An 11,715-nucleotide genomic window follows, 5' to 3' on the forward strand; every position below is an offset into this window, starting at 1 on the left:
TTGGCGTAAATGGGTACTGTCGGAAAAGCTGAAGCTCCGGCACAGTGTACCTTTCAATATATGAGCCGGCCCCCCGGCTCTGTTTTTCGCGAGACAGGAATATGGCATACGATTTTGGCGCCAATACGCTGGGGATCAAGAACCCCTTTAAGTTTGAAGGTTTCACCAAGTTAGTTGGTGGATTGCTTATCTGTATTTTGGCGATAGTGCCGTTACTTGGCATCAGCGACGCGCTTAAGCAGGACATGGTGAAAGCCTGGTTAAATGCGGGATTGGGACTGGTATTGCTGATCTGGGGCCTACAACAAGCCGGTGTTGGGTTGTTCCAGATGTTTAAGTATTTTGTTGGTCGCTCAGTACCAACGTCTCTGGCACAGAATTTAAATCCCAGCGAACGGGAGAATGCCCAGGAAGAACGCGCATTTACCGAATATCGTGCCGAAGAACTGGAGTCCATGCTGATGGGACGCAAAAACTCCACCTTCAAGGAACCCCTTGGCTGGACTGCCAGGCTGATCCACACCTTGCTGCCTAAGTTAATTTTTACCCCTTACCCTATTCGTAACTTTGTACAGGAACTGGGCGGATTGGTGGTGACCAGTGTCATGGCGCTGGTGGTCTTTGCCGTGGCCTATTTTGTTTCTGTGTCTGGCCTGGTGGGTGAGGCCGGGATATTGATCACACCGGTTTTGTCCGTGCTTTTACTGCTTTACCTGATTATGGCTTGGCGCAGTATGGCTGGGTCTTTGGTGGCGGCGCGCAACCGTAAGTTGCACAGTAAAAATGCTACCAGTATTGCCAAGTTGCTGGTTATCGCCATTGTGGTGCCGGTAGGACTGGGTTATTTGTATTCTCAGTTCAGCCCCTCAACCCGCAGTGATTTAGCGCTGTGGTTTGATAACGTCATTGTCTTCAGTGCCTGGGGAAATCTGGCGCTGTTATTTGTGGTGAGTCTGGCTGTGATCGCCGTATCCGCGCTGATGATTAAAGAGCGCTTTATATTGGCGCAACCCAAAACCGAAGTGGCGGAGTTCCGCGAGAATATGCAGGAGTCGGTGCACCCAAATGAAGTCTTTATCAATATTGAAAATATTGTATTGGCCAATCGCCGCTACAAAGAGATTCCCAACCGTATCTATCAGGGTTTTGAACCTGTACTGCAAGAGCAAAGCCAGGGTAAAGGCAACTTTAAAGGGCAACTGTTAATTGAAACTCAGCCTGAGGTTCATGAAATGGAATACAGCCCAACCTTTAAGCGCTTCCGTTTGCTGTCTACTATCGTTGGCCAGGCGCTGTTGGTGGTGGCTGCGGTGTTGTTTTATTTCCTGGTCGGTAGTGCCTACGAGATCTATGCCTTTGCCAGTGAGCGTATGCAGGACCTTGGCCGCATGTCAGACAGTCAGGCCATGGCGGTATTATCTGAACTTGGCGTGCTGGCGTCTTCCGCTATTGTGCTGTTTTTCAGTTGGCAAACGGTGCTGGCCGGTGGACGCATTCTGGAACGGGGAACTCATCTGTTCTGGTCTGAAATGCAGTTTTCCAGCTTGCTGATGTGGATGAAAACCGAAGGTACTTATACCGAGAGTAAGATATCTACCGGTATGGCTATTCATGATTCTACCCGCTCAGAGAACGTGGTGGTGAGAAGCTCAATTACACCCTGGATCATTACCTCCAGGATCACCACCTCTACCTTCGCCACCAGTGGCACTCGTAATCTGGAGATGCCGCGCTATGTATTGAGCCTGTCCAGAAACGGCGAGGAACTGGATACTATTGTCAGGGAGATTAAAGGCTTCCTGCGCGGCCGTGAAGCCATTGCCTCTATTACCAATGAGAAAGACTTGCATAATGCCGATACCATTTATCAGGTCAATCAGGCGTCCCGGGCGCCCATGCTGGATAACGAACAACAACAAAAACTAGAAGAAGCCGGGGCTGCGAAGCGCATAGAAGAGGGCGCAGCGCAGAATGGTCAGGATGCTAACGACATAGACAAACCAAACTAACCCGACAAGGCGGTAGACAAACTTCTACCGCCTTTATCTTTTACCCCTCTCTACAAGGAGTTGAGCATGAAGCTGGAATCCCTGGCCTTGCATCACGGCTATGAATCAGAGGCCACCACTAAGGCCGCTGCTGTACCTATTTATCAAACGACCTCGTATACCTTTGACAGCACGCAGCATGGTGCAGATCTGTTTGATTTAAAGGTGCAGGGCAATATTTATACCCGCATTATGAACCCTACCACCGCTGTGCTGGAACAGCGCGTTGCGGCCATGGAAGGGGGCATTGGTGGTTTGGCGTTGGCTTCGGGCATGGCGGCCATCACCTATGCTATTCAGTGTTTGTGTGAAGTGGGCAGTAATATTGTCAGCACCAGCCAGCTTTATGGCGGCACCTACAATCTGTTTGCTCATACTTTCCCGCGTCAGGGCATTGAAGTGCGTATGTGCTCACACGATGATTATGAAGCCTTTGAAAATGCCATTGACGAGAACACCAAGGCGCTGTTTTGTGAGTCTATTGGTAACCCTGCCGGTAACGTGGTGGATATTCAGAAGCTGGCTGAGATAGGTCAACGCCATGGCGTACCGCTGATTGTCGATAACACCGTGGCTACGCCGTATTTGTGCCGTCCCATTGATCAGGGCGCGGCTATCGTGGTGCATTCTTTGACCAAATACATCGGCGGTCATGGTGTGGCCGTGGGCGGTATTATTGTCGACTCAGGTAAATTTGACTGGGCGGGTAACAAGGCGCGTTTCCCGCTGTTGAACGAGCCGGACCCGTCTTATCATGGTGTGGTATATACCGAGGCGCTGGGACCGGCGGCGTATATCGGTCGATGCCGTGTGGTACCGCTGCGTAACACCGGCGCGGCGATTTCGCCCTTTAATGCCTTCCAAATACTGCAGGGGCTGGAAACACTGGGGCTACGTATGGATCGCCATTGTGAGAATGCCGTGCAACTGGCCCGTTATCTGTCTGATCATCCACAGGTATCCTGGGTGAACTATGCCGCGTTAGAAGACAGCCCTTATCAGGCAACTTGTCAGAAAATCACCGGCGGTAAAGCATCCGGCATTCTGAGTTTTGGGATTAAGGGCGGCAAAGAAGCCGGCGGACGTTTTATTGATGCGCTGCAGATGATCCTGCGTCTGGTCAATATTGGTGATGCTAAATCCCTGGCTTGTCACCCTGCCTCAACCACCCATCGCCAGTTAAACGACGAAGAGCTGAAAAAGGCCGGTGTCAGCGCCGATCTTATTCGTATCTCCGTGGGTATTGAACATATCGACGATATTATTGCCGATGTGGCGCAAGCGTTGGATGCGGTAGGTCAGTAACCGCGAATGAACAATGCCGACGGCCAGTATTTGCCTTGGATAACTGCCAGCTCTATTTTGAGCTGGCAGCTCTGCAAAGAAGAGGCTTTGCTGATACTGCATGCAGCCTGCGCTTTGGTTAGGCGGCTTGTGCAATCTGCCTTTTGCCAGCCAGGCTGTTTATCAGGAAGCTGAAGACATACTGTGCCGGTAATAAAAGGCGTGTTGCTTACTTAACTGATATCTGGAGAGATTTTTTCGACTTTGATAATGCGGCTAAACCAATGTGTTTTGGGGTAGTTGATGCGCAGCGAAAAAATCTCTGTTTGATTAAATACCAGTTGGAACTGGTTTGTCGTGGTTTCGCTGATACTGCTTAGTGCATAGCTGTTGAGGAAGGGCGTGAAACTATATTTACCAACGACTTTCAATGCATTGCTTATCACAATCACCTCACAACCTTCCTCAAATGGACAATCCCAGTTAACCAGCAGTAAATAGTAGTCTTTAAGCGCAAATTGCTGCTCGATAACATAGCCTGGAATACGTATGCCCAGATTCTGGCCTTTGTAATACAGCAAGGATGTTTTGGGCCACGCTTGGTAGTGGCCTTGGTGCTGTTGCAGAGAAAATAAATCGATGGCTAGCATACTTGGTTAGAGTGCAATCAAGGCCAGTTTGTCACGCAGGTTAGTGAGCATGGTTTGCTGATTTTGCTGACTATGCAAACCTTCTAGCAGGGTCATAAAGTAGCAATCCATCAGCAAACCGGCGGCGATAGGGTTAAAGTGACTGCGGGAAAACAGGGTGTGCTTGAAGGCCTCAAGTTCCGCTTCCAGATCATGCCATTGCCAGATCAGTTCTCTGAATAGCTCGCGGCTGAATTCTTGTTGTTCAAGGTAAAACTGGTAGAGGTAACAAGCATAGTGCAGCAACCTGTCTTTTGGGTTATCCAGCGTATCGGTCCCACTTGCCAAAGCCAGGGTTTCGTCCAGTTTGTCCTGTAAACCTTCTTTTAATAATTCCAGCTTAGTGGGGAAGTGAGAAAACACCGTGCCTGTGGCTACCTGGGCGGCCATGGCTATCTGCCGGGTACTGGTTTGTGCATAGCCTTGTTCAGCAAAGAGTTGCCAGGCGGCAGCCAGAATTTGCTTACGGGTTTGCTGCTTCTTGTCCATCTTTTCTTCCAGAGCGCCGTCATGCGATTTAACACATTTTATTTGAAAATTGAGCGCGCTCAAAATATATTAATGAGCGCGCTCAATTTCAAGGTGAAGATGATGAAAGCATTCTGTGTTCGTATTCTGGGTTATGGCCTGTTCCTGCCATTTTTATTCTTCTACAGCTACATTCTTGGTCCGGTGTTAAAGGCCGTTCTGCTGCCTGGCGGGTTGATGTTGTTATTCTTGATTCAGGGCTGGAAAGACGGGGTTATTCCGTTTCTGGCCTGCATGAAAAAAAACACATCACCAACAAATACTGTGGTACAAACAAAGCGTTGAGCCAAATGGAGGGTAAGCAGCAATGACCATGAACAAGAATGGATTACTTATCGCGGCTGGCTGTGCCAGTTTACTTGCTGTGCTTACCCATGTGGCGGTGATCTTGGGTGGGCCAGATTGGTATCGCTTTTTTGGTGCCGGTGAGCAAATGGCACAAATGGCCGAGCAAGGCAGTAGCTACCCGGCGCTGGTAACCTTAGTTATCAGCGCGGTGCTGGGAGCTTGGGGCGCTTACGCTTTTAGTGCCGCCGGCCTGATTCGCCATTTACCCTTATTGCGTACCGCCATGTGTTTAATCAGTTTTGTTTACCTGTTTCGCGGACTTTATGGGCTGGTTGTATGGGCGGTAGATGACTATAAGTTCTTTGAACAGGTGATGGAACGCCCGGTGTTTATGCTGGTGAGTTCACTTATTTGTCTGGCTATCGGCGGCTTATATTCCTTCGGTCTGTTTAGACAATGGCCTTATTTGGAAAGACGATAGAGAGAAACAAAAATGGATATTCATCAGGACTGGCCGCAGATAAGACGGATGTTTGCCCGCAGTTTTAGTTCTTCCTCCCATTATGCCATTGCCAGCATAGGGGAGGATGGCCTGCCGCATGTTACGCCTATTGGCTCTTTGATACTCACCGAGCCAGGTAAGGGCGTGTTCTTTGAGAAGTTTACCCGACAGTTACCTCTCAATCTCAGTCACAACGCTAATATTTGTGTGCTGGCGGTGAACAGTGGACGCTGGTTCTGGTTGAAGTCGCTGCTCAGAGGTGGCTTTGATAACTGGCCGGCATTAAGGTTGAAAGGGCAGGCGGGGGAGCGCAGAGAGGCCAGCGAAGAAGAATGTCAGCGCTGGTTTAAACGGGTAAATATGCTGTCCTTTACCAAGGGCTATGATTTGATGTGGAAAGACATGTGCCAGGTTAGGGAATTGCACTTTCATACGGTGGAGCCGGTTAAGCTTGGTGCCATGACCCAAAAGCTTTAAACCGGCTTTTCAACTTCTTTTCCAGGATGATGAATTGACAGGTTATCGTCCTGGGCGCGGCTGTATAGCAACAGTCGCGCCTATTCATCCTGTGACTTGGCCCTACAGGCGTATAATCAATACCTTACCCGGATCAATGCGATCGCCATTCAGGTTATTCCAGTTTTTTAGCTGTTCAAGCTTAACGCCGTGGCGACGGGCTATTTTCCATAAACTATCACCACGTTGTACCTGGTATTGCACGGTACTGGCAACGTCGGTAGCCGTGGCGGCGCTGGCGGGTACCGGCAGCAGTAGGGTTTTACCGGCCCGGATCCTGTTACTCTTCAGTTGATTCAAGAACTTAATATCTTCGATCCTCAACTCATAGCGTTTGGCTATGACACTCAGACTGTCACCCGGTTGAATACGATATTTCAGCCAGTCGTAGTTTTCCATGGGCGGCAGCTTATCCAATTGGCTGGCAAACAAGGCTTGCTTGTCGGCCGGGATCAATAAGTGGTTTGCCCCTCTGGCCATGGCTGGAAAGCGTTTGTGGCCAGGGTTAAGCCTGGCTAACTGTTGATTGGTGATGCCGGTAAGGCTGGCAACAACGCTGAGATCTAAGGGTTGTGACAGCTCAACCAGCGTAACCGCTTGTTGATTTGGGATAGGGGGGAAATGCATGCCGTAAGATTCGGCGTTCTTCAAAAGTGCCGCAGCGGCCAACAACTTTGGGACATAGCGGCGGGTTTCTCTGGGCAGATCCAGGGCAAAAAATTCGGTGGACTTACCCTGGCGTTTGTTCTTTTCAATGGCTCTGGCCACCCGGCCTTCGCCAGCATTGTATGCGGCGAGCGCATGCAACCAGTTACCATCAAAACGCTGTTGTAAATAGTCAAAGAAGTCTAATGCCGCTTTTGTGGAGTCCACCACATCCAAACGGCCGTCATACCACCAGTTAATATCAATATCATTATGTTTGGCAATCAAGGGGGTTAATTGCCATAAGCCACAGGCGCGCTCACTGGAGCAGGCCTTAATATTAAAATCACTTTCAAATAGGGGGATCAGGGCCAGTTCCAGTGGGAAGCCTCGTTCTTCTACTTGTTCAACAATGTGCAACAAGAACGGGGTGGCACGCTGACTGATCACCTGCATATAGTTGGGATGCTGCAGGTACCAATCGATACGGGCCTTTACTTTGGGGTGTGGCGACGTTGGCATCTGCATTTGCATGCGGATACGTTGCCACACATCGTCCACTTCTGCCGGACCGAGTACCACGGTCTCGGGCTGGGTAACTACAGGAGTTTGAGCCGGGGGGAGGACCAGAGGTGCAGGCGTATTGGTTTGTACGACAGGCTCGTTTGCTATTTCGGTGCTTTGACAGCCGGCCAACAGCCAGCCCATGCAGCCAAGAAGAGTTAAGCGTTTGATTAACATCAGAATTCCATACCGCTTTAAAAACGCGAAGGGCGGACTATAGCATGGCTTTACTGCTTAACTGAATACTGAAAAAGGGCTGGCAATACCCGCTTATATCTGTGTTTTTCCCCTGACTTTATTCATAACATTATGATGTTAAAAACAAAAGTCAGGGGTGTTTGTGTTAACGCTGCTAAATGGAGGTTCGACTTTTTACATTTTGTTGCAGTCGCGTTGATTATTTATGCACTGGGTATGTCGCGGTGGACTACCATGGCTTAGCAAGGCGCCAGGGTAGACAGATAAAGCCTGGCGGCTTCACAATAGCCAGATAATAAAACAAGCAGGAGGTGCGCTTGCGTCCTATCGCATTAATTACCGGTGCCAGCCGGGGAATCGGGGCGGCGACCGCCAGAGTACTGACCGAACAGGGCTATGATCTTTGCCTTAACTACCGAAAGGAAGCGTCACTGGCAGAGGCGCTGGCGACAGAGCTGCGGGATAAAGGTGCACAAGTGTTAACCGTGCGGGCAGATGTGGCCGATGAGGCGCAGGTAGTGGCCATGTTTACGCAAATTGATCAGCAACTAGGCCCTATCAAGGTGCTGGTCAATAACGTGGGGGTGCTTAAAACCCAAAGTAAACTGGTGGATATGGACGCGGCCCGTATTAATCATATTCTAACCACAAACGTAACCAGCGCCTTTATATGCTGTCGCGAAGCGGTTAAGCGTATGTCCAGCGAGTTTGGCGGAAAAGGCGGTGCCATCGTCAATGTGTCATCAGCCGCCTCAAAATACGGCTCACCCAACGAATATGTAGATTATGCTGCCAGCAAAGGTGCCATGGACACACTCACTGTGGGGCTGGCCGCAGAGGTGGCGGGGCAGGGGATTCGCGTGAATGCCGTGAGACCTGGGTTTATCGACACCGATATTCATGCCGATGGCGGCGAGCCAAACCGTCTTGAGCGGCTAAAAAATGCCATTCCGTTAAAGCGTGGTGGGCAGGCCGTCGAAGTGGCGGAGGTGATCGCGTTTTTGCTAAGTGAACGTGCCGCTTACATGACGGGGAGTTTATTGGACGTGGCTGGCGGACGCTAAGCCTAGGTGGACAGTGCGCAGGCCGCTTAGCCTGCGCATTTACATAGGTTAGCCGTGTGCGAATGAGCTAACCAGTGGCGGAATACCGGGGAACATACCGATGGCCGCCATAACGGCACATAATATGGCAAAGGTAATGCCCGGGATAATCCAGCGTCCGGCATGGCCAAGGGCTTTTCCCCGTTCCTTACAACCGATCAGACCCAGATTATCCAGCAGCACCGTCAGCGACCAGCCAAATACCGGGTTAACCAGCGCCGAGGAGAAAATTACAATCCCGGCTGACTGGGTGGTTTTACCTTCACGGGTCATTTGCATACCCGCTTCTAGCAGCGGCAAAAACACACCAACAATCAGTGCAACACTCAGTACCGGTGGCCATACCGCCAAGTCCATGGGGTAACCCCAAAGTGCTGCAATCACACAGAGTAAGCCGGTTAAAATGGCGCCGCCGGCGATGGGGCGGCGGGCAATGGCCGCTGGCACAATATAGGTTCCCCAGGAGGAAGCCAGGTTAGCGCCGCCCAAAGCACTGCCGACAATCTGTCTGGCCGAGGCAGACAGCATAGTGTCGTCAATATTCATCAGCACTTTGTCGGTTTTTTTCGGGTAACTCAGTTGCTGAAATACCCTATGCCCCAGAAAGTCCGGTGACCACATGGCTACAGCCAGCACTGCGAAGGGCGCTACCGCAATAAAGTTTTGCAGGTTAGGTAAGCCCAGTTGCCAGCCGGTGTCTTCACCCCACCAGTAGGCCGGGGACATATTGGGAATGCTGGGGCTGGTGGTAAATTCGAAAGGGGCGCCCAGAGCAAAGGCAATCACCGCCGCCAGACAGGAGCCCAGCGGAATGGCTAACCAGCGCATTTTGATATGTTCAAGCCAGGCGTACATCAATATGGTGCACAAAATCACCACAAAGGCGATATAGGCCATATCGAAGCTTTCCGCCCAGTTGTATAGCTTGGTTATCTGCGAGGTAATACCGATAAAGCCGAGGTAGAGTAGCAGGCCCCCACAGACCCCGTTACTGGTCAGCTTGGCCAGCAAACTGCCGCCCTTGGTTATGCCGAGAATAAAGCCGAACACCCCTATTAGTATTCCCAGCGCCATAGGGTGACCGCCGGATGCGACAATCAAAGGCACTAAGGGGATCAGTGGGCCATGAGTACCGGCCAGGTTGGCATTAGGGTTTAAAAAACCGGAAATCAGGATCACGAACAATACCGCCGCGATCAGCATTTCAAAACGGGCATTCTCAATGACAAATTCCTGAGACAAGCCTAGCGGTGCGGCAAATGCGCCCACCACGGCGGCCACCATAACAATTTTGCCGATAGTGGCTGCCATGGCCGGCACAAAGTCTTCAAACTCAATACGATAGTCCCGAAAGGGCAGGTTAGGCCGCCAGCGGCGGGGTGCCATAATTTGCAGTTCATGCTCTAAGTATTCGCTGCGGGAAGAAAATGCGGAGCTGGGTTTATGCCGCGATTGATAAGACGTACTACTGCTATCCGTCATGAAAGCATGCCCTCTGAGAAAAAGAGGGCAGTCTAGAAAGTGAAGCAGGCCAGGACAATCAGACCTTCGGTGTAGGCTGGCCAGAAATATCGGTTATTCCTGGAGTTGACGATAGGTGTGTTCAGTAGCCTGCGAGCGTCTTCTTATTCAGCCAGGTTTGAGGTATATGTGCTGTTGTTACTTTTATCGTGGCCAGGGCTGGGCCCAGGCCGGCAATTGCATTAGCTTGTTTAACCAGCTCAGAATATGCGGATAATCCCGCATCGGCATATGTGACTCCTGCCAGTAGCGTGCCATGGAAGCGAGCTGAAAATCGGCAATGGTGAGGCGCCCGCAGGCCACATAGTCCCGGCCCTTTAGGTGCTGCTCCAACACTCCCGCGTATTTATGCAAGAGCGGTAAGCTCGCCTCAATGGCTTGCGGGTCTGGCTGACCCAAGTTAAAGGTAGGTTTGACGATATATTCAAAGTAACAACTGCCCACGGCTTCCATCCAGTGGCAGTCATTCCAGGACAACCACTTAATTACCTCCACCTGTTCTGCTGGGTTGTTAGCTGGCCACATATCCGAACCGGCCTTTTGGCATAAATACACCATAATGGCCGAGGCTTCCCACAACACTGTTTCGCCATCCACCAGGGTTGGCGCTTTCTTATTCGGATTCAGCTTGGCGTAGTCTTGGGTTTTTAAACTGCCATCGGTGGGGTCAAGGTGAATAAATTCAGCCTGCACACCTAAATGTTTGCAAAGGGCCAATACCCGCAGTGGGGCCTGGGCTTTAATCCAGTAAATTTGCATGGTTCTTCTCCTGTTGGTTTTTTACTGGTCGTTTCGCGGTGGGGGATTTCGACATAAGCCGATGGCTGATAAAAAAGGTGCTTAACCACACCGGGTATCGCTTGATTGACCCAGGGGTAACGCAGCAAAACTAACAAGAACACATAAATTTCAAAGGTGCTGGAAGGTATCCAGGCCCAGTGCTGCAATTAGATGGGATTCAGGCCTGGCCCAGGCGGCGAAAACGCTCGGGGCTGGTGCCGGCAATTTTCTGAAACATCACAATAAAGGCCGAAGACGAGCTATAGCCCATATCCAGTGCCACATCCTGAATGCTTTTACCTTGCTCCAGCAGCGACGCGGCGTGCAAAAAGCGTAAGCGTTGCCGCCATTCGCTAAATGACATGCCCAGTTCTTGCTTACAGCGCCGCGATAAGGTTCTTTCCGTGGTAAATACCCGGCTGGCCCAGACCGCCAGCGGAGTGTTATCGGCAGGGTTCTGCTCCAGCTCCTGCAGTATTGGCGAAAGGTACTTATCTTCGCTGCTGGGCAAGTAGGTTTGCTGAATGGGTGCTTGCAATAACTGATCGATCAGCACCTGACATAGCCTCAAGTCTTGCTCTGTGGCCGGGATATACTGTTTTCGGCGATAAAAGTCTTCAACAATAGCGCGAAAGATGGCGCTAACCGACAGCAGGCATGGATGCTGGGGCAGGGCGCTGCACCAATCGGCTTTAATATCCATCAGCCGGCACTGGGCCAGTGCCCGGTTGGAACAGGAATGCTCCAAGCCTGCCGGTGCCCACAATACAAACTCAGGCGGGGCCAAAAAACGCTGGCCGGCCACATTCAATACCATAATGCCCGAGGTGACCCACATCAGTTGCCCCCAGCTATGGCGATGCGGTTTAAACTCGGTTCTGACTTTAAATTCCTCGCAGCGAAACTGCATAGGGTTAGGCGGGGCAATCAAGCTTTCAGCCAGTTGTCGTACCTGGGGCATAGCATCTTGTCTGGTTTGAACTGAATATTGTCTGATTATCGATATATGTAACGAATAAGACAAGCGTACACTATCACCTCCTATTTCC

Annotated in this window: 12 protein-coding genes; 6 read left to right on the forward strand and 6 right to left on the reverse strand. The window is 50.9% G+C overall.

From position 1 onward, the window contains the following. The first annotated feature begins 101 nt into the window (after window positions 1–101). Both IEX02_RS15675 and IEX02_RS15680 read left to right on the forward strand, forming a co-directional pair. On the forward strand, window positions 102–2,009 hold the full coding sequence (locus tag IEX02_RS15675) for a hypothetical protein (RefSeq protein ID WP_188697231.1): 1,908 nt from the start codon (window positions 102–104) through the stop codon (window positions 2,007–2,009). Between the two features lie 66 nt (window positions 2,010–2,075). Beyond that, window positions 2,076–3,353: an O-acetylhomoserine aminocarboxypropyltransferase/cysteine synthase family protein gene (locus tag IEX02_RS15680; protein ID WP_188697234.1), complete on the forward strand. Its 1,278-nt coding sequence runs from the start codon at window positions 2,076–2,078 to the stop codon at window positions 3,351–3,353. A gap of 212 nt (window positions 3,354–3,565) precedes the next feature. Here IEX02_RS15680 and IEX02_RS15685 read toward each other — a convergent pair whose 3' ends face one another. Both IEX02_RS15685 and IEX02_RS15690 read right to left on the reverse strand, forming a co-directional pair. Continuing rightward, a complete protein-coding gene (locus IEX02_RS15685) occupies window positions 3,566–3,982 on the reverse strand; it encodes a hypothetical protein (protein WP_188697239.1) in 417 nt (138 codons plus the stop codon). Between the two features lie 6 nt (window positions 3,983–3,988). Further along, entirely contained in the window at window positions 3,989–4,510 is a 522-nt protein-coding gene (locus IEX02_RS15690; RefSeq protein WP_188697242.1) for a TetR/AcrR family transcriptional regulator, read from the reverse strand. Between the two features lie 42 nt (window positions 4,511–4,552). On the opposite strand from IEX02_RS15690, the gene IEX02_RS15695 reads away from it, so the two are divergent. Genes IEX02_RS15695 through IEX02_RS15705 form a run of 3 tightly spaced genes read left to right on the forward strand, consistent with a single transcriptional unit; the run spans window position 4,553 to window position 5,816 of the window. Then, a complete protein-coding gene (locus tag IEX02_RS15695) occupies window positions 4,553–4,834 on the forward strand; it encodes a hypothetical protein (RefSeq protein ID WP_373285023.1) in 282 nt (93 codons plus the stop codon). Between the two features lie 28 nt (window positions 4,835–4,862). Continuing rightward, entirely contained in the window at window positions 4,863–5,318 is a 456-nt protein-coding gene (locus IEX02_RS15700; protein ID WP_188697246.1) for a hypothetical protein, read from the forward strand. A gap of 12 nt (window positions 5,319–5,330) precedes the next feature. Then, window positions 5,331–5,816, forward strand: a complete 486-nt coding sequence (locus IEX02_RS15705; RefSeq protein ID WP_188697248.1) for a pyridoxamine 5'-phosphate oxidase family protein — start codon at window positions 5,331–5,333, stop codon at window positions 5,814–5,816. Between the two features lie 102 nt (window positions 5,817–5,918). On the opposite strand, the gene IEX02_RS15710 is transcribed toward IEX02_RS15705, so the two are convergent. After that, window positions 5,919–7,241 (reverse strand): LysM peptidoglycan-binding domain-containing protein, encoded by a 1,323-nt coding sequence (locus IEX02_RS15710; protein WP_188697251.1) that lies wholly within the window; start codon window positions 7,239–7,241, stop codon window positions 5,919–5,921. 338 nt (window positions 7,242–7,579) lie between these two features. On the opposite strand from IEX02_RS15710, the gene IEX02_RS15715 reads away from it, so the two are divergent. Next, window positions 7,580–8,326 (forward strand): SDR family oxidoreductase, encoded by a 747-nt coding sequence (locus IEX02_RS15715; protein ID WP_373285024.1) that lies wholly within the window; start codon window positions 7,580–7,582, stop codon window positions 8,324–8,326. 48 nt (window positions 8,327–8,374) lie between these two features. Here the strand turns inward: IEX02_RS15715 and IEX02_RS15720 are convergent, their stop codons facing one another. The 3 genes from IEX02_RS15720 to IEX02_RS15730 all read right to left on the reverse strand — a co-directional run bounded on the left by IEX02_RS15720 (window position 8,375) and on the right by IEX02_RS15730 (window position 11,627). After that, window positions 8,375–9,847: a DUF3360 family protein gene (locus tag IEX02_RS15720; RefSeq protein WP_188697257.1), complete on the reverse strand. Its 1,473-nt coding sequence runs from the start codon at window positions 9,845–9,847 to the stop codon at window positions 8,375–8,377. Between the two features lie 183 nt (window positions 9,848–10,030). Next, the gene (locus tag IEX02_RS15725) at window positions 10,031–10,645 is read right to left on the reverse strand and encodes a glutathione S-transferase family protein (RefSeq protein ID WP_188697260.1); all 615 of its coding nucleotides are present in this window, start codon (window positions 10,643–10,645) and stop codon (window positions 10,031–10,033) included. 199 nt (window positions 10,646–10,844) lie between these two features. Further along, complete coding sequence (locus IEX02_RS15730; protein WP_188697263.1) at window positions 10,845–11,627, reverse strand: AraC family transcriptional regulator; 783 nt, start codon at window positions 11,625–11,627, stop codon at window positions 10,845–10,847. Window positions 11,628–11,715: the final 88 nt, after the last annotated feature.

Origin of the sequence: Bowmanella pacifica (assembly GCF_014645355.1) — a bacterium.
Taxonomy (GTDB): Bacteria; Pseudomonadota; Gammaproteobacteria; order Enterobacterales; family Alteromonadaceae; genus Bowmanella; species Bowmanella pacifica.